Here is a 21458-nt window from a genome sequence, read left to right on the forward strand (position 1 = left end):
ACGGCTCTACATCCACTGCATGTTGAAACTGGAAAATCTTACAGCCCAAGTTGGCGAAGGTGACGAAGCGAAAACGATCCTGAAAGGGCTTTCGCTAGAGGTGCCTGCAGGCGAGGTCCATGCGATCATGGGGCCGAACGGCGCAGGCAAATCGACGCTGTCCTATGTCCTGACCGGACGGGACGGTTATGAAGTTACCGACGGGACGGCCACCCTCAACGGTGAAGACCTTCTCGATATGGAGCCGGAAGAGCGAGCCTCGCATGGCGTGTTTCTGTCCTTCCAGTATCCGGTCGAGATTCCCGGCGTACCGATCATGACTTTCGTGCGCGCCGCGATGAATGCGCAGCGCAAGGCGCGCGGCGAAGAAGAAATTTCGGCGCCCGATTTCATCAAGAAAGCCCGCCAAGTAGGCACTATGCTAAATCTCGATGCCGAGATGTTGAAGCGGCCCGTCAATGTCGGCTTCTCCGGCGGCGAGAAAAAGCGACTTGAGATTTTCCAGATGCTGATGCTGGAGCCTCGGTTTGCGATTCTCGACGAAACAGATTCCGGCCTTGATATCGACGCGCTGAAAACCGTTGCAGAGGGCGTCAATGCGCTTCGTGATGCCGAACGCGGTATGCTTGTCATTACACACTATCAGCGCCTGCTGGACCACATACGGCCCGATAAGGTCCACGTGCTTGCCAACGGCCGAATCATCAAGACAGGTGGCCCGGAGCTTGCCTTGCAGCTCGAAGACGAAGGGTATGACGGCGTCCTCGGAGAAGCGGTTTGACGCAGACCACACTCGCTCCAACCATCAAAGATCCAACGACCGCCGAACAGCAGCTCGTGGATCTTTATCGTTCGCTGCCCGAGAGTGAGCAACGAACAGAGCTGTTCGAAGCATTCGCAAAGATCGGCTTGCCAAGCAGGCGTCTTGAACGATGGAAGTGGACCGACTTTCGCAGGGCGCTCGAAGGCCTTCAAGCGACCGATCAAGCTCCAAAAGAGACGCTCGCACTTCCTGTTGATGCAATTCGTCTATCATTCGATGGCGCGAAGTGGACTTGGCCGGACGGTGAAATAGACGGTCTCCACATCCATTCGAAGTCTTCGCCTCAGCCTTTCGGCGAAGCTGACGCCCATCCACTGGCTGCGTTGACCGCTGCCATGACGGGCAATGACGGACCCGACACGCTTGTTGTCGAAGTTAGCGCATCGCACACGCAACCAATCTGCATTGATGTCGCGCCAAACGCGCAGAGCGCCGCCTTCGCCCGGATTGCCTTTGTGGTACGCGAGGACTGTTCCGTCGATTTGATCGAGGCCTATGGCGGTAGCGCTCCTTTCTCCTCCACATTGTTGGAGTTTGGTCTTCAGGACAGGGCAAAGCTGACACGCACAATCTTTCAGTGCGGCACAGCTTCACAGTGCGTTGCGATTACCGGTTTTGCTCATCTGTCCGAAAGTGCCGAGTTTACTCAGACCGCGCTGTCGTTCGGCGCGAAACTTTCGCGCTGCGAAACGCATGTCAGTTATTCCGGGCCGAATGCGCGCGCAATGATCGACACCGCATACCTCGCCGCAAGCGGCTTTCATTCCGACACGACCACGCATGTTACGCATGGCGCAGAAAGCTGCGTCACGCGTCAGCTCACCAAGGGTGCGGTCAGCGATGGCGGGCAGGGCGTTTTTCAGGGCAAATTCCTTGTCCCGCGAACGGTTGGTCAGTTTACGGATGCCAATATGCAGCATCAGGCACTGTTGCTGGAAAATGGTGCTGAGGTTTTCGCAAAGCCCGAGCTTGAAATCTATGCTGACGATGTTGAGTGCGAACACGGCAATACATCCGGACAGCTGGACGACAGCGCGCTCTTCTACATGCGCCAACGTGGCATTCCACTGCCGGAAGCGCGCGCGCTACTGACCGAGGCCTTCATCGTCGAAGCACTGGACAAAGCTCATCCGGGCGTCCGTGAGCAAATGATTGATGCAACGCGGCGCTTTCTCAGGGCTGAAAAGGCGGTCTCGTGAGCCGGCCACTGGATATCGAAGCCATTCGCGCAGAGTTTCCGATACTTTCGAGATCGGTGAATGGCCGCCCGCTCGCTTACCTGGATAATGCAGCAAGCGCTCAGACGCCTGATGCGGTCCTGAATGCGATGACAGACCAGGCTCATACTGCCTATGCGAATGTCCATCGCGGTCTCCACACGCTTGCCAACGAGACGACAGCGGCTTTCGAGAATGCGAGAGAGATCGTCAGGGCGTTCCTGAACGCACCTGACGCGTCCAACATAATATTTACCAAGGGCGGTACTGAGGCCATAAATTTGGTCGCTAACGGTATCGCAGGCGACATAAGCCCGGGCGATGAGATCGTCCTGTCCGTGATGGAACACCATTCAAACATTGTTCCCTGGCACTTTCTGAGAGAGCGCTACGGCGCCGTTCTCAAATGGGTGGAGATACTCGAAGACGGCTCACTCGACATGGAGTCCCTTCGCGAACAGGTCTCTTCGAAGACCCGGATGGTCGCGCTTACTCATATGTCGAACGTGCTGGGAAGCATCACAGATGTCACCGAAGCAACAAGAATCGCCCATTCGGTCGGAGCAAAAATTCTGGTGGATGGCTGTCAGGCAGGCGTTCATCTCGACATCGATGTTCAGGAGATCGGCTGCGATTTCTACGTCCTGACAGGTCACAAAATCTACGGCCCAAGCGGCATCGGAGCCTTGTTTGGCACGACTGACGCCTTGCAATCGCTTCGGCCGTATCAGGGCGGCGGTGAGATGATCGAGATCGTCGAACGCGACCGCGTCACCTATAATGAGGCGCCTCACAAGTTTGAGGCCGGCACACCGCCGATCCTGCAGGCAATCGGCTTTGGCCGCGCGCTGGAGTGGCTCCGAAGCTTCGACATGGAACAGGTCCGCGCTCACGAGAATAGTCTGTTGAGTCGAGCCGCCGAAGCGCTTTCCGGTGTCAACGGGATCAAACTTTATGGGACGACCCCATCGAAAGGACCGGTGATGTCCTTCAGTGTCGAAGGCGCCCATCCGCATGACATTGCTCAGCTTCTCGACCGGTATGGTGTCGCGATACGTGCAGGCCATCATTGCGCTCAGCCTCTGATGCACCATCTAGGTGTCAGTGCCACTGCGCGCGCAAGCTTTGCGGTGTACAATACGCCGTCTGAGGTAGACGCCTTTGTCGATGCGCTCCACAAAGCACGCGAAATGTTGTTATAAGGTCCCTCAATGCCCGATGATATGAGCCTTGAAAATCCAGACCACGCGGTTGCAGATGACCCGGCGACGACCGGTGAAGGCAGCGCGATTCCTCAAGACGAATTGAACCGGCTGACCGATGCGCTCATCGCAGCGTTCAAGACAGTGTTCGACCCCGAAATTCCTGTCGACATTTATGAGCTAGGGCTGATCTACAAAGTCGACATCGACGACGACCGAAAAGTCGACATCGACATGACGCTAACCGCACCGGGCTGTCCGGTTGCAGGCGACATGCCCGGCTGGGTCGAAACCGCGGCCCGTACCGTCGACGGCGTTAAGGATGTCGAGGTCCGGCTGACCTTCGATCCGCCGTGGGATCCGTCCAGAATGTCTGACGAAGCCCGTCTTGCACTGAACATGCTCTAGTTGAATTCAGCCAACAGGAACATCATCTCTAATCCATGGCCAGAAGACCACGCCCCCAACTCGTAACCCTTACTGATGCTGCCGCGACCCGCGTTCAGGAGATCATGTCCGAAAAAGGGGCAGGGTACCTTCGCGTTGGCGTCAAGAATGGCGGCTGCGCCGGCATGGAATACGTCATGGACTATGTTACCGCACCTGAAAAATTCGACGAAGTCGTCGAGGACAAGGGCGTGAAAATCGTCGTTGACGCGAAAGCCGTACTTTTTCTGCTGGGATCTATCGTGGACTACGAATCAACGCCTCTGCATGAGAAGTTTGTATTCCGGAATCCAAACGAGACCGATGCCTGTGGATGCGGGGAAAGTGTAACGATAATGCCTGCAGAGGCTTCCTGAAGCTCAACGGCGTTGATCAACCTTCATTTTGGTCGAGACGTAGGCGCATCACGGTCTTTTCACTTCTAATCGACCTTGCGCGGTTTCGGGTCGCTGATCAGGCGCGTCGCCTCGCACGCAAATGGCGTATCTTTCAACAAAGCGGCGCACTCGGATTCGATTTGCGTTGTCAGACGCTCAAGAAACAGATCCTTGGGCAATCCGCTTTCCAATGGCGATAAGATGCGCACCGTAGCCGTACCGCTACGTTTCCTGATGTCCTGCTGCGTCCAGAATGCCCCGAGATTAGAGGCGACGGGCACAACTGGAAGGTTCGTTTCTCGTTGCATATGCCAGACACCGGCTTTGTATCTGAAGTATTTTCCGGGTGGAGCCAGATGGCCCTCAGGATAGATCAAGACGCGCCGGCCCTCACTCTTGGCCGAGGCGAGCCCTTCCTCCAGCGAACGAACTTTCCTGTCTCCACCCCCGCAGGTGTCGATAACGATGGCACCGAGTTTCTCCAGGATGCCTCCAACCAGCGGAAACTTGGCAAGATGGTCTCCAGTGACGAAGGTCAGGTCCCGAATTTCTGGATAGATGATGATACCATCACCCCAGCTCTGGTGCTTCGCGGCGAGAATGTAGGCGCCGTCGGGCAAGTTTTCCTTGCCTTCAATTCGAACTTTGACTCCTCCGATCCAATGAAAGGCGAAGCGGACACATCGGCAATACTGGCGAATTGACCAGCTCACGGCGGCACGGCCGGGCAGAATGAGCAATGGAAGGGTGATCAGAACGAACACCAGCGACAGGACATAATAGATGCCAGTAAAGGCGTATCCTCTGATCATGATGGGACGCCCGAATTATTTCTGAAGCAGGATTGCCATAATAGTGCGGGTGAAGGTGTCTATATGCGCCGCAAATGGTCCGGGAAGCCGGTTATAAATCTTGTTTTGCCCAGACTGCATAACGACGCCAAGACACATTGCGGTCGAGAGAGCCGGATCACCGGCCGGAATCTGGCCCGCTTCCATCATAGCCCCAATCACGCGCTCAATCACCGACACCGGATCATCATCGCGTTTGATATCGTGCGGCAAAAAACGATTGAGCGAGACGAGGTGAAACGAAAATAAAAGCCAGTCTTCATCAGCCAGACTACAATACGCTGTCACGGCGCGCCGTACACGTGTCTCCAGAGTACCGTCCTGCGAAAGCGCGTCGCGAAGCATCGCGCCCAGCCTGTTGTGGGTCTCCATGAACAGGGCCAGCGCCAGCTCATCTTTGCCGCTATAGTGCCGATACAGGGCGCCTTCCGACACGCCTGCAGACATAGCAATTTCGCGCGTCGTCGCTGCGTCGATCCCCTCATCGACAAAAAGCTTCAAAGCCGCCCGTTCTATTTTCGGACGAGCATTTCGAGCGCGCTCCCTGCTGACGGGCTTCTTGTCGGGCATCCAGATTATCTCCACCTGCAGTGAGACGCAGCCATCTCTTCAATGGGCATCCGTGAACGACTACTCACAACGCATTGTTGGGAATTTCAAGCACGAAGTGCTATTGATCCGCTTGATACTCATAACAAAACACCACCGGGAGAACGACAATGGCCGACGGACATATCGCAGGGGATCGCGCCCAATTTACCACAATGGTTGAGGGTTCTGGCGATGACTGGGCCGTCATTGCGCGCAACGCCAAGGAATTCAACAGGGGACTGGCTAAACGTGTGCTCGCACACCTGCGCCTCCTTGATGGAGATTTCGGAGGATTTCCAATCGACCGGCTTCAGCACTCTCTTCAGACCGCGACTCGCGCCCATCGCGATGGACGCGACGAAGAGTACGTTGTTTGCGCATTGCTTCACGACATCGGTGATACGCTAGGAAGCCATAACCACCCCGATATTGCCGCGGCTATCCTCAAACCGTTCGTTTCGGAAGCAAACCTCTGGATGGTCGCCAATCATGGCATCTTCCAGGGGTATTATTTCTTTCATCATCTGGGACTCGACCGGAATATGAGAGAGAAATTCAAAGATAGTCCCTACTACGAATATACGGCGCAGTTCTGTCACCTATATGATCAGGCAGCTTTCGACCCTGACTACGAAAGTGAGCCGCTCTCATTCTTCGAGCCAATGGTTGAACGCGTCTTTCGAGCCCCGAAACACTCAATCTATTTGAATGAAAACAAGAAGCCGCGGAAAAAAGTCTGAGTCAGGACTGCTATCGCGCATTGATCGGGCTTGTTTGCAATGTAAGGCCTCCACAGATATAGGCACGTTCCTGAAATCTGGGGAGTAAATCAGCATGTTTTCACGTCTGGCCACGACGGCCATGATTGCAGGTGCATTCGCACCATTCGCATTCGCTCAGGAGCAGGGGGGCGGTACCGGGGGTATTCTCGGGCAGCTCATCTTCTTTGTTCCGCTCATCCTGATCTTTTATTTCCTGCTGATCCGCCCTGCGAACCAGCGTCAGAAGAAGCACCGCGCCATGATTGAGGCGGTCGTGCGGGGTGATACAATCATCACGTCAGGCGGCCTGATCGGCAAGGTCACGAAGGTGACCGACCAGGAACTCAGCGTTGATCTGGCAGAGGGCGTTCGGGTCCGGGTTGTGAAAACCATGGTTGCCGATGTTCGTCCAAAGAATGAGCCGGTTGCAGCGAACGACTCCAAGTCTTCCTGAATAATTTCTAGGAGTTTGCCGTCATGTTGAATTTTCCGGCCTGGAAAGTGGCATTGATTTCCCTGGTGCTCCTCTGGGGCGCTCTGCTTGCATTGCCCAATGCGTTCAGCGACGGCTTCCTTGGCGTAGCGCCAAGGGACACTGGCGCCACGGATGCCCAGTCGGTCGCAGAATTCAATGAACAGCAAGAAGCGGCCGAACACTCCTGGTGGCCGAGCTTTCTCCCGACCAGAAAAGTCAATCTTGGCCTCGACCTTCAAGGCGGCGTCTATCTACTGACGCAGATTGATCCTGAAGAGGTTGCCAGCAATCGCCTTGAAACACTGCAGGCCGATATCGTTCAGGCGCTCAATCGCGCGCCTCTGATTGAACGGGATGTCCCTGAACAGCAGGGCAGCACGCTGCCGATCAGGCTTCGCAATCCAGACCAGATGGATGATGCGGTTCGTCGCTTGCGCCGTTTGAACCCCAGTATCGGGGCCACGGGCAATGAGAAGGTCATGTCAATCGAGAAGTCAGGGCCGGAGCTGATTACTGTCAGCGTCTCTGACAGTGCCAAACAGGCGCTTGCCGCTGATGCCCAGAGCAAGATGATCGAGATTATCCGCCGGCGTCTTGACCCTGATGGCGTTAGTGAAGTTTCCATCACCCCTCAGGGCGATACTCGGATCGTGATTGAGGCGCCGGGTGAAGCTGACCCGCGCCGCATCAAGGATATCCTCAGCCAAGCAGGCCGCATGACGTTCAACATGGCGGATGTCGATGCATCAGCCATCAATGCGGCTCAGTCCACCCGTCCGCGACCAGGCTGGGAATTGCTTCAGGACGTGGAAGGTCGGCCAATCCTTGTGAACCGCACGCCAGTTGTAACGGGCAGTGACATTGCGACAGCCAATCAGGGCAATGACCCTGATGATAACAGCGCTGCCGTTGATTTCCGGCTGACCGGCTCTGGAGCAGAACGGTTTGGCCGCACGACAGCCTCCAATCGCGGGCGGATCTTCGCTATTGTGCTCGACGGCACGGTCATGTCCTCTCCTCGGATCAATGAGCCTATCTGGGGCGGCAACGTTCAGATTACGGGTCAGTTCACGATCGAGGAGGCGCAAGACCTCGCAGCGATCATTGAAGCGGGGGAATTGCCCGCCAAACTGAATTTTATTGAGGAACGGACTGTCGGACCCGGTCTGGGCGCCGATTCGATCGCTGCCGGTACGCGGGCCAGCATCATTGGCCTGGTTCTGGTGGGCGTGTTCATGATCATCGCTTACGGTTTGATCGGGGGATTTGCGGTCGGTTCTCTGTTAGCCAACATCGTATTGATTTTGGGTGCGCTTTCCGGTCTCGGCGCAACGCTCACGCTACCGGGTATTGCTGGTATCGTCCTTACAATCGGTATGGCTGTCGATGCCAACGTGATCGTATTTGAACGCATCCGCGAGGAGCAGCGAGCGGGAAGGTCACCATCCACGGCCGTTATTGCCGGCTATGAGCGGGCGCTTGCGACCATCCTTGATGCCAACATCACGACATTCATTGCCGCGGCGATCCTCTATCTGCTTGGGTCTGGCCCCGTCAAAGGCTTCGCCGTGACCCTCGCCATCGGGATCGTGACGTCGGTGTTCACAGCATTTGTCGTGACGCGTTGGTTCACCGCCATGTGGCTACGCGTGGCAAAGCCTCGCAAACTCTCGATCTAACGAGGACAATTTCATGTTGCTTCAATACTGGCCGAAGAAAACAAATGTCCCGTTCATGCCATTGCGGATGGGCGCCCTGGTCATGTCGACGATTCTCATCGCAGCTTCGTTCTTCATGATCTTCACCAAGGGCCTCAATTTCGGGATCGACTTTTCGGGTGGGTCGGTCATCGAGATTGAACGTCCGGATGGCGCACAGGAACAGGACGTCCGTGAAGTGATGAGCGGACTTGGACTTGGCGAAGTACAAGTAAACGCCGCCCGCGGGACAGGCGTCGATAGCGTCGAAGTTATTGTCATCAGATTCGCGACACAGCGGGCCGAAGAAGGCGTCGATCAGGACGTTGCCCAACAGCAGGCCAATGATCGGGTCCTTGCGGCCCTGGGCGAGGCGTTTCCGGGCTACATCCTGCGCAGCAGCGCCGCCGTTGGCCCCAAGGTATCCGGCGAGCTATTGCGTAGCGGCTTGATCGCACTCGCGGTCGCTCTTCTGTTGATGATGGCGTACATCTCTGTTCGCTTTCAGTGGAAATACGCGCTTGGCGCCGTCGCTGCGCTTTTCCACGACGTGATCATCACAATGGGGATGTTTTCCCTCACGCAGTTTGAATTCAACCTCTCAACCATCGCGGCATTGCTGACGATTGTGGGTTACTCAATGAATGACACGGTCATCGTGTTTGACCGCGTTCGGGAAGAAGCGCGCAAATACAAGAAGATGCCTTCGGCTGACGTGATTGATCTTGCCATCAACCAGACGCTGTCCAGAACCTTGCTGACATCCGGCACCACATTGCTGGCCCTGCTGAGCATCTACCTGTTTGGTGGCACGGTGCTGAGCGGAATGAGCTTTGCGCTTATCTTCGGCGTGGTGATCGGGACGTATTCGTCCGTGTTTGTAGCTTCCGCTGTGGTGCTCATGCTGGGCCTTGATCAAGGCGACAAGCCAAAACGCGAAGTTACCGGTTTCCAGGGCGTCTGATCAGAAGGCAAACTGCTCTCGCAGAATTCGTTCATCAAGCGCCTGTCCTGGATCGAAGAGCATCGTAAGTGGGCGAGAGCGATCTTCCACGACGGTAAGCTTTGCGACTTCCCGCACTTCCTGATTGTCAGCCGCAGCTGACACCGGACGGCGCGTCGGCTCGACAATTTCGAACTCCACCTTCGCGTCATGTCGGAGCAGGGCACCGCGCCACCGACGCGGACGAAAGGCACTCACAGGGGTCAGGGCAAGCAAATTGGCACCGATCGGCAGGATCGGCCCGTGGGCTGACAGATTGTAGGCGGTTGAGCCCGCTGGTGTTGCCACCATGATGCCGTCACAGGTCAGCTGGCTCATTCTTTCCTGCCCATCGACCTGTATCCGCAGCTTTGCGCTTTGCGCGGTTTCACGGAACAGAGATACTTCGTTTATGGCCAGGCGCTCAAAGTTTTCGCCATGAATATCCGTCGCAATCATGCGCAGCGGAACGAGCGTCGCTTTCGCAGCCTTGTTGATTCGTTCGAACAGGCCGTCTTCCGCAAAGTCGTTCATGAGAAAGCCGACGGTGCCGCGGTTCATCCCGTAGACGGGCTTCCGGTCATCAAAACGGCGACGCATGGCATCCAGCATGGCCCCATCGCCGCCGAGAGCGACAATGACCTCGGCGGCCTCCTCAGATGACTGTCCGTAGCGCTTGGTCAGGCGCTGTAGAGCTTCCTGGGCTTCTGGGCGCCGCGACGCGGTGAAAGCGATATCTATTTTCATGTCACCCAAATCCATTGCCCAATCGGGCACGTCAAGCTCCGAATGGTGAACGGGGCTGGCGCTAATGCTCGGTTTTCCTGTATGTTACCGAAAACAATACATGGAGGAACTGATGCCAGACGATATGAAAGCCATCACCGTAAAGGATGCCGTGTCCGCCGAAGAGTGGAAAGCACGGGTCGATCTGGCGATGCTCTATCGTCTCACAGCCCTGCATGGCTGGGATGATATGATCTTCACCCATATCTCCCATCGCGTGCCGGGGCCCGAGCATCATTTCCTAATCAATCCATACGGCATGTTGTTCGATGAGATCACGGCGAGTTCTCTGGTCAAGGTCGATCTTGAGGGCAACATCGTGTCGGACACGCCATACTTCATCAATCCGGCTGGCTTTACGATCCACTCGGCTATTCATGCAAGTCGAGACGACGCAAACGTCGTTATGCATCTGCATACCGATCAAGGCGTTGCTGTTTCATCCCAGAAAGAAGGCCTTTTGCCTATTTCTCAGACGGCCATGATTGTCCGTTCCGACATCGCATTTCATGATTATGAGGGCGTCGCGCTCGACCTCGACGAACGCGAACGTCTGGTGGCAGATCTTGGTCCAGACAAACACACCATGCTTCTTCGTAATCACGGTACGCTGACCTGCGGCGAAACTGCAGCAATGACGTTCACGCGGATGTTCTTTCTCGAACGCGCCTGCAAAATGCAGATCATGGCACTCTCTGCTGGACGCGATGGCGTTCTGGAGTGCGGGGATGATCTGCAAAGCAAGGTGGCCGGCCAGGGCGGTTTGATGGGCCACCGGTCGGGCATGAGCAAATTGTCAGAAAAACTTATCTGGCCTGCCATGCAGCGCAAGCTCGACCGGGAAGCCCCAGGTTACGATATCTGATCCCAAGAACCTGCGACATTTGCAGCCTACGCGAAGTCACCTATAGATACCTACGCAATGACTTGCCATATAGCTGCCAAGCCATTTGATCACTGAATACGAAGGCAAGTGATATGAAACATATCAAGGCATTCGAAGACGCCCTGACAGACATCAGGGATGAAGGCCGTTACCGGGTCTTCGTCGACCTGCAGAGACACCGCGGCAGTTTTCCGAAAGCGACTGCGCGCTTTGAAGACGGCGAGCGGGAAATCACGGTTTGGTGCTCTAACGATTATCTGGGCATGGGCCAGGATGATGACGTGCTGGCATCGATGCACGAAGCCATCGATAGTTTCGGTGCAGGTTCAGGTGGCACCCGAAATATCTCTGGCACCACTCGCTTCCACGTCGAACTGGAGAAAGAACTCGCGGATTTGCATGGCAAGTCCGGTGCGCTCCTGTTTACGTCCGGCTATGTGGCCAACGAAGCAACCCTGTCGACACTCGGCAAAATCCTGCCTGGTCTGATCATCTATTCAGATGAACTGAACCACGCCTCGATGATCGAAGGAATCCGCCGCTCGGGTGCCGACCGTCGGATCTTCCGTCATAATGACGTCGAGCATCTGCGCGCGCTGATCGAAAACGATGACGCCGATCGCCCCAAACTGATTGCCTTCGAAAGCGTCTACTCAATGGATGGCGACATTGGTCCGCTGAAAGAGTTCTGCGATCTGGCAGACGAATTCAACGCACTGACCTATCTCGACGAAGTCCATGCGGTCGGCATGTACGGCAAAGAGGGGGCTGGTGTTGCACAAGCCCAGGAGCTGATGCACCGGATCGATATTATCGAGGGAACGCTTGGCAAGGCCTATGGCGTGATGGGCGGCTATATCGCAGCTCATTCCACAATGATCGACGCTATCCGGTCGATGGCTTCCGGCTTCATTTTCACGACGTCTACCTGTCCTGTTATGGCCGCAGGCGCTTTGGCGAGTGTCCGCAAACTTCGCAGCGACGAAGGACGCGAGCTTCGCGCTGATCATCAAGCCAAGGCAGAACTGCTAAAGAACAAATTCCGCGCAGTGGGCCTGCCTGTCATGGACAGCGTAACCCATATCGTGCCGTTGCTCGTTGGCGACCCGGAAAAGTGCAAAGCGCTGTCTGATACGCTGCTGTTCGATTTCGGCATCTACGTTCAGCCAATCAACTACCCAACCGTACCACGGGGCACCGAGCGTCTCAGATTTACGCCGGGACCGGTCCACGACGAAATCATGATGGATGATCTCGTTTCAGCGATCCTGGCGGTGTGGAAGCAGCTGGGCCTCGACGAACAAGCTGCCTGATTTAGTCAGTGCGCTTTTTGCCAAGCCCAATCTTCTTGGCGAATTCTGATCTTCGTTTGGCGTAGTTTGGCGCGACCATCGGGTAATCTGCTGGCAGATTCCACTTTGCCCTGTAGGCGTCGGGCGTGAGCCCGTAATGGTTCTGCAAGTACCGCTTGAGCATCTTGAGCTCTTTGCCGTCTTCCAGGCAGATCAGATAGTCCGCTGTAATTGACTTGGCGGGGGAGACAGCGGGAAGCTTTTCTTCTTGCTCGGTGGTGTTAACTCCGCTCAAGCTGCAAATGGCTTCATGAACCGTCTCTATAAGCGACGGCAGAGACGCGACGCTCAGCGAATTATTGGCAACATATGCCGATACAATTTCAGTTGTGTACTGAATGTATTTATCTCTCATCTTACCATACCGGCCTAATTCTTGAAATCGCTGCGCATGCTAGGTTAATACTCAATTTCATCATGTGTTGAGCAACAATTACAATGAATTCAAGTTCAATAATACCTATAAAATAGACGGTCTGCGAATTGTCGCATTGGCTTGCCGTAACCGGTCATGATGCGTAAACGGGGGGAACACTCGCAAAAGGTCACAATCCATGCCCGATACCTCCGCAGCACACACCTTTTCAGCTGACAAATTCTTTTCCGCGCGCCTTCAGGACACAGACCCAGAGCTGGCGTCCGCAATGGAGAAGGAGCTTCACCGTCAACAGCATGAGATTGAGCTGATTGCATCAGAGAACATCGTGTCTCGAGCCGTGCTGCAGGCGCAAGGCTCGGTCCTGACCAACAAATATGCCGAAGGGTATCCCGGCCGACGCTACTATGGTGGTTGCCAGTTTGTGGACCTTGCTGAAAACCTCGCGATAGACCGCGCCAAACAGCTCTTCAGTTGCGGGTTCGCAAACGTACAGCCTAATTCAGGCAGCCAGGCCAACCAGGCGGTTTTTCAGGCGCTGATCAAGCCTGGTGACACCATTCTGGGCATGAGCCTCGATGCTGGCGGTCACCTTACCCACGGCGCAAAACCCAACCAGTCGGGTAAATGGTTCAATGCCATTCAGTACGGCGTCCGCGAAGACGATCATCTGATAGATTTTGATCAGGTCCGCTCGCTCGCAAAAGAGCATTCCCCCAAATTGATCATTGCTGGCGGCTCAGCCTATCCGCGGCAAATCGATTTTGCGAAGTTTCGGGAAATCGCTGACGAGGTTGGCGCGTACTTCATGGTCGACATGGCGCACTTTGCAGGCCTTGTAGCCGGCGGCGCTCACCCTAACCCACTGGACCACGCCGACATTGCAACGACGACCACACACAAGACTTTGCGCGGACCTCGTGGCGGCATGGTTCTGACGAATGACGAAACGATTGCCAAGAAGGTCAATTCGGCGGTGTTTCCAGGCATTCAGGGCGGTCCTCTGATGCACGTGATCGCCGGCAAGGCAGTGGCCTTTGGCGAAGCACTCACGCCAGCTTTCAAGACGTATGCGGCCAAGGTGGTTGCCAACGCCAATGCCATGGCAACGGCCGCAAAGAGCGCTGGCATGGATCTGGTCTCCGGCGGAACAGATACGCACGTCGCGCTCATCGATCTTCGCCCGAAGAACGTCACCGGCAAGGATGCGGAAGCTGCGCTTGGGCGCGCTTACATCACCTGTAACAAGAATGGGGTCCCTTTCGATCCTACTAAACCGACGATCACAAGTGGCATCCGGGTAGGGTCTCCTGCGGGCACGACGCGCGGCTTTGGTGAAGCGGAATTCCGCCAGATTGGGGATTGGATCGGACAGGTCGTCGATGCCGTAGCTCAAGGCAATTCAGAAGGCGTTGAAGCACGCGTCAAATCCGAAGTCATGGAGCTAACATCCAAATTCCCGATATACGCTGATCTGGAGCTGTGAGTTGAAGTGCCCGTTCTGCACTGCTGAAAATACGGCGGTTAAAGATTCCCGGCCCGCTGAGGACAACACAGCGGTTCGGCGTAGGCGCGCCTGCGAGGTATGCGGCGGGCGCTTTACCACATTTGAACGCGTTCAGCTGCGTGAAATCATCGTCGTCAAGCGCGACGGCAAGCGCGCGGTATTCGACCGGGAGAAAGTCGCCAGATCGGTTATGATAGCTCTGCGTAAGCGTCCCGTAGGCGATGAAAGTGTAGAGCGCTTGGTATCGGGCATTGTCCGCAAACTGGAAAGCAGCGGCGAGACCGAATTGCTATCGTCTGAAATCGGTGAGCTGGTCATGGAAGCGCTTAAAACAGTCGATCCCGTCGGCTATGTCCGCTATGCGAGCGTCTACAAGGACTTCAAGGATCCGAGCGATTTCGCCCAGTTCATTGAAACCTCGTCTCTGGATGAATCCGGGGTCGACGATTGACTTCCAACGTTGGCGTCACGCTCAAAATCGCGACATCGCTTGATGGTCGAATTGCGCTTTCCAACGGGACGAGCCAGTGGATCACGAATAGCGCTTCTCGGGCGCGCGTTCATGAAATGCGCGCCAACCATTCAGCCGTTCTGGTTGGAATCGGGACGGTTTTAGCTGATGATCCATTGCTAACCGCCAGAACAGTTCCGCCGCCCCAGAACCAGCCTGTCAGAATCGTCGCAGATAGCCGATTGCGGACACCGAAACATGCGCGACTGCTCGCTTCAGCCGCATCGGGACGAGTTGTCCTGGCTCACGCGCAGAACGCATCAGGCGAGACATTTGATGGCTCCGACGTTGATCTATGGGAGGTAGGCGACGGCAGCGGGCGCGTTTCACCGCAGCACCTGCTTCGCCGTTGTAGGGCCGAGGGCATCAATGATGTGTTTCTCGAGGGAGGTGGCATTCTTGCTGCCAGTTTCTTGAGAGCTGGTCTGGTTTCACGCATCGCATGGTTCAGGGCCCCGATCATCATTGGCGGCGACGGCATCTCGGCGATTGGCGCTCTCGGATTTCAATCCATGGACGCGGTGTCATCCTGGAGACTGGAGTCCAGAGAGCAGATCGATAGCGATACGCTCGAAATCTGGACGCCTGACGTATCCTGATCCCTTTTTGGCTCACGCTTACCGCTGCGGGATAGATTGGCGGAGCAGCCCGCCTTTCCTATATCAGCCCCCGAGGAGGAGACCGCATGTTTACAGGACTTGTTACCGACATGGGTAAAGTCGAAAGCACGACCGATCTGGACGGGCTTAGACGTATCCGCGTGCAGTCTTCTTACCCCGCTTCTGACATCGAACTTGGCGACTCGATCATGCATTCGGGGGTCTGCCTGACGGTGACTGACTTCGGCGAACTCGAAAGCGGCAGCTGGTTTGAGGTAGAGGCAGTTCCAGAAACCCTATCGAGATCGAATCTCGGCGCTCTTAAAGCCGGGTCGATCGTGAACCTCGAGCAATCGCTCAAACTGGGCACCAAGCTTGGTGGCCATTTCGTATTTGGGCATGTCGACGGTTTGGGTGAGATTATATCCATCATCGAAGACGGTCAGAGTTTCAGGATCACCGTCCGCCCCCCGCGAGAACTGGTTCGATATTTTGCGACTAAAGGCTCGGTGACCATCGATGGCGTATCTCTGACCGTTGCAGACGCCCATGCAAATGGTGACTTCGAAGTTGCTGTTATTCCACACACGTGGAGCGTCACAACCATTGGCCAATTGCAGGCGGGCAGCAAAGTAAATCTTGAGGTGGATATGCTAGCGCGCTACGTCGCCCGCATGATTGGCGTCGACGCGCCAGAAGGCCAGGTGAAATAATGAGCGACGACATACACGCAGCGATTTCTTCAATAGACGAAATCATCGAAGACGCCCGCAATGGGCGTATGTTCATTCTCGTCGATGCTGAAGACCGCGAGAACGAAGGCGATCTTGTCATTCCGGCCAGTTACGCCACACCCGAAGCAGTCAATTTCATGGCCCGTTTTGGCCGGGGCCTAATCTGCCTCGCCATGACGAAAGAACGCGCGCACACGCTGAACCTCGACATGATGGCGCGCGACAACCGCGAAAGCATGCAAACGGCCTTTACGGTGTCGATTGAAGCCAAAGAGGGCGTAACGACCGGTATCTCTGCATCTGACCGCGCGCGGACGGTTGCTGTGGCGATCGATCCAACCAAGGACCATCACGACATCGTTTCACCGGGACATGTATTCCCGCTGATAGCCCGTGATGGAGGCACACTCGTGCGAGCCGGCCACACCGAAGCGGCCGTCGATATCTCGCGCATGGCGGGTCTGTTTCCGGCCGGGGTGATCTGCGAGATCATGAATGATGACGGCACGATGGCGCGGTTGCCGGAACTGATCGCTTTTGCACAGCTTCACGGCCTGAAAATTGGCACGATTGCAGACCTCATTGCGTGGCGCAGAAAGAATGATCGTTATCTGGAGCGGCGCGTCGAAGCACCGCTCGACAGCGAATATGGCGAAGGTTTCAAGACGGTCGTCTTCAGGAACTCGCTTGATAACATCGAACACATCGCCGTTGTTCACGGCTCGATTACGCCCGACAAAACTGTCCTTGTGCGCGTTCACCGTACAGACGTTCTGGCCGATATTCTCGGTCAGAAAGGTCCGCGCGCCAATCTGGTCGAACAGGCCATGAAGGTCATTTCGAACGCTGACGAGCCGGGCGTTGTCGTGTTCGTCAACACGATGCGTCCAAACTCGCTGGCTGCCCGACTGGGCCTCAAGACCCTCGACGGTGAGGACGAACATATGCCCCTGCGCGAGTATGGTGTAGGTGCACAAATTCTAAGAGAGCTCGGCATCCGGAAGATGATCTTCCTTTCGGATACCAAACCGACCCGCGTTGCCGGGCTGGAAGGGTACGGGCTCAGCATTGAAGGTTGGCGCACGCTGACCAAAGAGAAAGACTAGTATGGCTCACCGCATTCTGATCGCGACTTCGCGCTATTATGAACACATCTCGCTTGAACTCGAAGCAGGCGTTGCTGAGGCCCTTGAAGGCGAAGATATCGTTGCTGAAACGATCGAGGTTCCAGGTGCGTTCGAGCTTCCTGGCATCATTGCCATGGCGGCCGATAGCGGTCGCTATGACGGCTTCATTGCGCTTGGCTGCGTGATACGGGGTGAGACGTCTCATTACGATTACGTTTGCGGAGAAAGCGCACGCGGATTGATGTCGCTCGCCGTCGACCGGCGTCTTGCCATCGGATACGGCATCCTGACGGTTGAGAACGAACAGCAGGCAATCGTTCGCGCTGACCGCAAACAGAAAAACAAAGGCCGCGACGCCGCTGTCGCATGTCTGGAAATGTTGAAACTGCGAAAGAAGTTTGTCGGATGAGCAACGCTCAGAAACTCCCTTTCGAAGTGCTGCGAGCAAGACGCGCTGGCGCAAGACTTGCTGCGGTGCAGGCGCTTTATCAGATGGAACAAACCGGCGAGAGCGCGAAAGCCGTCATCCGTGAATTCATGGAAGACCGCCTCGGTTTCGGACCGGACGAAGAACCTGTTGAGGAAGCTGACCCGGACCTCTTCAAGTCAGTGCTTGCTGCAACGGTTGAGCATCAGTCCCAGATAGATGAAGCCATCCTCAAACGGCTCTCCAAAGGCTGGAAACTCGCGAGGCTGGACGCAACGACGCGGGCGATTTTGCGCGCGGCCACTGCGGAACAGATTGCCCACACTGAACTTTCCCGCGCGGTTATTATCGATGAGTACGTGTCGCTCGCACACGACTTTTTCGACAAGACGGAAGCGAACTTCGTAAACGCCGTTCTCGATAACATCGCGCGCGACATTCGCCCTGATGGCTAAGGCGTCGAATGGATGAGTTCGATCTCATTGATCGGTATCTGAAGCCGCTTGCCACAAGTCCTGGCGCGGATGGCCTGTCAAACGATGTCGCAATACTCAACACTGCCGGGACGGGTGCCGCGGTTGTAACCGTCGATACGCTTGTATCCGACGTACATTTTCTCGCCGATGATCCATTGCATTACCTGGCACGGAAACTGGTGCGCGTGAACGTTTCGGACATTTTGTGCAAAGGCGCACGGCCCAAGGACGCGCTCCTGTCTTTGGCTTTGCCTTCAGACATATCTGAGTCCAGCTTTGCGGAATTTTGTGCTGCCCTTGGGGAGGAATTTCGCCTTTGGGGAATAAGTCTCATCGGCGGAGATACGGTGCGCACTCCCGGACCGCTGACCGTTACAATGACCCTGACGGGACACTGCGTCGGTAAAGGCCCCACGCTCCGGTCAACCGCGCGGCCTGGTCATCAGATCTGGGTCACCAACCAAGTTGGCCACGGCTTTCTCGGCCTTCGCGATGCGAGGGCGAAAACGCCCTCCAAACACGCTGAATTCTATCGCTCACCAGATCTGCCACCCATGGCAATTGCTGATCTTATTGCCAACTTTGCGACCTCATCAATCGACGTTTCTGACGGTTTGCTCTCGGACGCCGCACATATTGGCGCTGAAAGCGCCGTGCAGATGACACTGGATCTTGGCACTATTCCTTTCGCTGCATCGGTCACCGGAATTGAAGCTGCGGTGCAGCTCGCAACCGCCGGCGATGACTACCAAACGCTCTTTACCGTCCCCGCATCGGCCGAATTTGCTATGCAAGAACAAGCACGTGCAGATGGCATAGAGCTCACCAGGATTGGCATGGTCGAGGCGGGCAGGGGCCTCGAATTGAGATGGAAGGGCGAAACCGTTGCCGTGCCTTCAAACCTTGGATACCGGCATAATAGCGAAAGTTAGAGCAATCGCCTGCTCAACGAACTTGCTTGCTTATCGCTGCGCCTTTTGGCAGTGATTCTCCCACATGAATGATCGAACCGACTCAAATTGGGTCAGGTTTGACGCTTACAAAGGGAGGAAGGGCATCAAATGACCCTCTGGCTATACGTTGCACTCGCTGCGGGTCTCGCAGCCGTGCTTTATGGATGGATCCAGTCGCGATCCATCATGAGTGCCGACGCAGGCACTGATAGAATGAAAGAAATCGCTGCGGCAATTCAGGAAGGGGCAAACGCTTACCTGAAACGCCAATATACGACGATTGCGATTGTTGGCATTGCCGTTGTCGTGCTTCTCGTCATTGCGTTCCGCAGCTGGGAAGTGCCGGTCGGCTTCGTCATCGGGGCTGTGTTGTCCGGTGCCGCCGGCTTCATCGGCATGAAAGTTTCCGTACAGGCGAATGTGCGCACCACGCAGGCGGCGAGCATCAGCCTTGCCGGCGGACTCAACATGGCCTTCAAGTCCGGCGCCGTAACGGGGCTCCTCGTCGTCGGGCTCGCGCTACTTGGCGTGGTTGGCTACTACGGATTGCTTACAGGCGTCGTTGGTTACGCCGATAGTGATCGCGCAGTTGTAGACGGCCTCGTTGCGCTTGGCTTCGGGGCTTCCCTGATTTCGATCTTCGCCAGGCTAGGCGGCGGCATCTTTACAAAAGGGGCCGACGTTGGCGGCGACATGGTCGGCAAGGTCGAAGCCGGCATTCCTGAGGACGACCCTCGCAATGCCGCAACGATTGCGGACAATGTGGGCGATAATGTCGGCGACTGCGCCGGCATGGCAGCTGACCTGTTCGAAACCTTCGCCGTTACGATCGTTGCAACGATGGTCCTTGGCGCAATCTATTTCGGCGGGACAACTTACCTTGGATCGATCATGGTTCTGCCGCTCGCCATTTGTGCGGTCTGTATCATTGCATCGATTGTGGGCACCTGGTTTGTCCGCCTCGGCAAGGGCTCAACCAACATTATGGGGGCGCTCTATAAGGGTCTGATCGCGACGGGCATCCTGTCCGCTGGTGGTCTGGCGATCGCCATCAATTGGGGCCTTCCAAACGGCTTCGGCGTGCTGGAAGGTGCTGCCGCAGCGCTTGGCCTGGCTGGCACCGGCGTGACAGTCACAGGTATGGATCTGTTCCTCTGCGGTCTGGCTGGCCTCGGTGTCACGGCACTTATCGTGGTAATCACCGAATACTATACCGGTACGGCCTATCGACCGGTTCGTTCCGTCGCGAAATCTTCAGAGTCTGGACACGGCACGAACGTGATCCAGGGTCTCGCCGTTTCGCTTGAATCCACGGCTCTACCAGCCATCACGATCATTGCCGGCATTATCGTTACCTACAACCTTGCCGGCCTTTACGGGATCGCGATCGCAACCACGACCATGCTGGCGCTCGCCGGGATGATCGTTGCGCTCGATGCCTTTGGACCAGTGACGGATAATGCTGGCGGTATCGCTGAGATGTCTGATCTTCCGAGCGAAGTTCGCGACACCACCGATGCGCTCGACGCTGTTGGCAACACCACGAAGGCTGTGACGAAAGGCTATGCGATCGGGTCTGCCGGTCTCGGTGCTCTCGTCCTGTTTGCGGCGTACTCAGAGGACCTGAAGTACTTTGCCGTGAATGCCGCAGAGGGAAGCGTGCTTCTTGGTGTGTCGGTCAATTTCTCGATCGCCAACCCATACGTCGTGGTCGGTCTGCTCTTTGGCGGCCTTCTGCCCTTCCTGTTCGGTGGCATGTCCATGATGGCTGTTGGCCGGGCCGCGCAATCGGTCGTCGAAGAAGTCCGTCGCCAGTTCCGCGAGATGCCAGGCATCATGAAAGGCGAGGTCAAACCTGACTATAGCCGGGCGGTCGATATTCTCACCCGCGCGGCGATCAAGGAAATGATCGTCCCATCCATGCTCCCAGTCTTGTCGCCGATCGTTCTGCTCTGCGTCATCTGGGCAATTGCAGGCATCGCTTCGGCGCTCGCTGCGGTTGGCGCCATGCTTCTTGGTGTCATCGTGACCGGTCTGTTCGTCGCGATCTCCATGACATCCGGTGGTGGCGCCTGGGACAACGCCAAGAAGTACATCGAAGATGGCAATCATGGCGGCAAAGGGTCTGAGGCTCACAAAGCGGCCGTGACCGGCGATACGGTCGGTGACCCTTATAAGGACACTGCTGGCCCAGCTGTGAACCCGATGATCAAGATCACCAATATCGTTGCTCTGCTGATGCTGGCATTCCTGGCTCACTAGACAAGTTGCGATAAGTCCAAAACGAGAAAGCCCCGGCCA

At 56.1% G+C, this 21458-nt stretch carries 24 protein-coding genes; 20 read left to right on the forward strand and 4 right to left on the reverse strand.

The annotated features are described in order from the left end of the window. Nucleotides 1–19: 19 nt before the first annotated feature. Genes sufC through B8783_RS05705 form a run of 5 tightly spaced genes read left to right on the forward strand, consistent with a single transcriptional unit; the run spans nucleotide 20 to nucleotide 4045 of the window. Nucleotides 20–781 (forward strand): Fe-S cluster assembly ATPase SufC, encoded by a 762-nt coding sequence (sufC, locus tag B8783_RS05685; RefSeq protein WP_084418972.1) that lies wholly within the window; start codon nucleotides 20–22, stop codon nucleotides 779–781. Then, the gene (locus tag B8783_RS05690) at nucleotides 778–2022 is read left to right on the forward strand and encodes a SufB/SufD family protein (protein WP_084418974.1); all 1245 of its coding nucleotides are present in this window, start codon (nucleotides 778–780) and stop codon (nucleotides 2020–2022) included. Before sufC ends, B8783_RS05690 begins: the two co-directional genes overlap by 4 nt. Beyond that, nucleotides 2019–3242 (forward strand): aminotransferase class V-fold PLP-dependent enzyme, encoded by a 1224-nt coding sequence (locus B8783_RS05695; RefSeq protein WP_084418977.1) that lies wholly within the window; start codon nucleotides 2019–2021, stop codon nucleotides 3240–3242. The genes B8783_RS05690 and B8783_RS05695 overlap by 4 nt, the downstream gene beginning before the upstream one ends. 9 nt (nucleotides 3243–3251) lie before the next feature. Further along, nucleotides 3252–3650: an SUF system Fe-S cluster assembly protein gene (locus B8783_RS05700; protein WP_084418980.1), complete on the forward strand. Its 399-nt coding sequence runs from the start codon at nucleotides 3252–3254 to the stop codon at nucleotides 3648–3650. A 35-nt stretch (nucleotides 3651–3685) separates the two neighbouring features. Then, complete coding sequence (locus B8783_RS05705; protein ID WP_084418983.1) at nucleotides 3686–4045, forward strand: HesB/IscA family protein; 360 nt, start codon at nucleotides 3686–3688, stop codon at nucleotides 4043–4045. A gap of 65 nt (nucleotides 4046–4110) precedes the next feature. Here the strand turns inward: B8783_RS05705 and B8783_RS05710 are convergent, their stop codons facing one another. Then, nucleotides 4111–4878 (reverse strand): lysophospholipid acyltransferase family protein, encoded by a 768-nt coding sequence (locus tag B8783_RS05710; protein ID WP_139792257.1) that lies wholly within the window; start codon nucleotides 4876–4878, stop codon nucleotides 4111–4113. Between the two features lie 15 nt (nucleotides 4879–4893). Beyond that, entirely contained in the window at nucleotides 4894–5487 is a 594-nt protein-coding gene (locus tag B8783_RS05715) for a TetR/AcrR family transcriptional regulator (RefSeq protein ID WP_084418986.1), read from the reverse strand. Nucleotides 5488–5636: 149 nt separating this feature from the next. Between B8783_RS05715 and B8783_RS05720 the strand changes: the two genes are divergently transcribed. The 4 genes from B8783_RS05720 to secF all read left to right on the forward strand — a co-directional run bounded on the left by B8783_RS05720 (nucleotide 5637) and on the right by secF (nucleotide 9405). Continuing rightward, entirely contained in the window at nucleotides 5637–6248 is a 612-nt protein-coding gene (locus tag B8783_RS05720; RefSeq protein WP_084418989.1) for an HD domain-containing protein, read from the forward strand. 94 nt (nucleotides 6249–6342) lie between these two features. Then, nucleotides 6343–6723 carry a preprotein translocase subunit YajC gene (gene yajC / locus B8783_RS05725; protein ID WP_084418993.1) on the forward strand — a complete coding sequence of 127 codons (381 nt, stop codon included), beginning with the start codon at nucleotides 6343–6345 and terminating at the stop codon, nucleotides 6721–6723. Nucleotides 6724–6746: 23 nt separating this feature from the next. Then, nucleotides 6747–8423, forward strand: a complete 1677-nt coding sequence (secD, locus tag B8783_RS05730; RefSeq protein WP_084418996.1) for a protein translocase subunit SecD — start codon at nucleotides 6747–6749, stop codon at nucleotides 8421–8423. 13 nt (nucleotides 8424–8436) lie between these two features. Further along, complete coding sequence (gene secF, locus B8783_RS05735; RefSeq protein ID WP_084418999.1) at nucleotides 8437–9405, forward strand: protein translocase subunit SecF; 969 nt, start codon at nucleotides 8437–8439, stop codon at nucleotides 9403–9405. Here the strand turns inward: secF and B8783_RS05740 are convergent, their stop codons facing one another. Further along, nucleotides 9406–10170 carry an NAD kinase gene (locus tag B8783_RS05740; RefSeq protein WP_084421920.1) on the reverse strand — a complete coding sequence of 255 codons (765 nt, stop codon included), beginning with the start codon at nucleotides 10168–10170 and terminating at the stop codon, nucleotides 9406–9408. 112 nt (nucleotides 10171–10282) lie between these two features. Here B8783_RS05740 and B8783_RS05745 point away from each other — a divergent pair, with 112 nt between their 5' ends. Both B8783_RS05745 and hemA read left to right on the forward strand, forming a co-directional pair. Further along, a complete protein-coding gene (locus B8783_RS05745) occupies nucleotides 10283–11074 on the forward strand; it encodes a class II aldolase/adducin family protein (protein WP_084419003.1) in 792 nt (263 codons plus the stop codon). 113 nt (nucleotides 11075–11187) lie between these two features. Then, entirely contained in the window at nucleotides 11188–12408 is a 1221-nt protein-coding gene (gene hemA, locus B8783_RS05750; protein ID WP_084419006.1) for a 5-aminolevulinate synthase, read from the forward strand. A 1-nt stretch (nucleotide 12409) separates the two neighbouring features. Here hemA and B8783_RS05755 read toward each other — a convergent pair whose 3' ends face one another. Continuing rightward, complete coding sequence (locus B8783_RS05755) at nucleotides 12410–12802, reverse strand: MucR family transcriptional regulator (RefSeq protein ID WP_084419009.1); 393 nt, start codon at nucleotides 12800–12802, stop codon at nucleotides 12410–12412. Nucleotides 12803–13001: 199 nt separating this feature from the next. Between B8783_RS05755 and glyA the strand changes: the two genes are divergently transcribed. The 9 genes from glyA (at nucleotide 13002) to B8783_RS05800 (ending at nucleotide 21419) form a co-directional block, all read left to right on the forward strand. Further along, nucleotides 13002–14309, forward strand: a complete 1308-nt coding sequence (glyA, locus tag B8783_RS05760; RefSeq protein WP_084419012.1) for a serine hydroxymethyltransferase — start codon at nucleotides 13002–13004, stop codon at nucleotides 14307–14309. Nucleotide 14310: 1 nt separating this feature from the next. Next, nucleotides 14311–14781: a transcriptional regulator NrdR gene (gene nrdR, locus B8783_RS05765; RefSeq protein WP_084419015.1), complete on the forward strand. Its 471-nt coding sequence runs from the start codon at nucleotides 14311–14313 to the stop codon at nucleotides 14779–14781. Further along, entirely contained in the window at nucleotides 14778–15440 is a 663-nt protein-coding gene (locus B8783_RS05770; protein ID WP_084419018.1) for a RibD family protein, read from the forward strand. The genes nrdR and B8783_RS05770 overlap by 4 nt, the downstream gene beginning before the upstream one ends. A gap of 86 nt (nucleotides 15441–15526) precedes the next feature. Beyond that, the gene (locus B8783_RS05775) at nucleotides 15527–16153 is read left to right on the forward strand and encodes a riboflavin synthase (protein ID WP_084419021.1); all 627 of its coding nucleotides are present in this window, start codon (nucleotides 15527–15529) and stop codon (nucleotides 16151–16153) included. Continuing rightward, nucleotides 16153–17280: a 3,4-dihydroxy-2-butanone-4-phosphate synthase gene (ribB, locus tag B8783_RS05780; protein WP_139792258.1), complete on the forward strand. Its 1128-nt coding sequence runs from the start codon at nucleotides 16153–16155 to the stop codon at nucleotides 17278–17280. Before B8783_RS05775 ends, ribB begins: the two co-directional genes overlap by 1 nt. Nucleotide 17281: 1 nt before the next feature. Continuing rightward, the gene (ribH, locus tag B8783_RS05785) at nucleotides 17282–17710 is read left to right on the forward strand and encodes a 6,7-dimethyl-8-ribityllumazine synthase (protein WP_084419027.1); all 429 of its coding nucleotides are present in this window, start codon (nucleotides 17282–17284) and stop codon (nucleotides 17708–17710) included. Next, on the forward strand, nucleotides 17707–18183 hold the full coding sequence (gene nusB, locus B8783_RS05790; protein WP_084419030.1) for a transcription antitermination factor NusB: 477 nt from the start codon (nucleotides 17707–17709) through the stop codon (nucleotides 18181–18183). Before ribH ends, nusB begins: the two co-directional genes overlap by 4 nt. Before the next feature lie 8 nt (nucleotides 18184–18191). Next, nucleotides 18192–19136 (forward strand): thiamine-phosphate kinase, encoded by a 945-nt coding sequence (gene thiL / locus B8783_RS05795; RefSeq protein ID WP_084419034.1) that lies wholly within the window; start codon nucleotides 18192–18194, stop codon nucleotides 19134–19136. A gap of 129 nt (nucleotides 19137–19265) precedes the next feature. Beyond that, nucleotides 19266–21419: a sodium-translocating pyrophosphatase gene (locus B8783_RS05800; protein ID WP_084419037.1), complete on the forward strand. Its 2154-nt coding sequence runs from the start codon at nucleotides 19266–19268 to the stop codon at nucleotides 21417–21419. Nucleotides 21420–21458: the final 39 nt, after the last annotated feature.

Source organism: Henriciella litoralis, assembly GCF_002088935.1.
Lineage (GTDB): Bacteria > Pseudomonadota > Alphaproteobacteria > Caulobacterales > Hyphomonadaceae > Henriciella > Henriciella litoralis.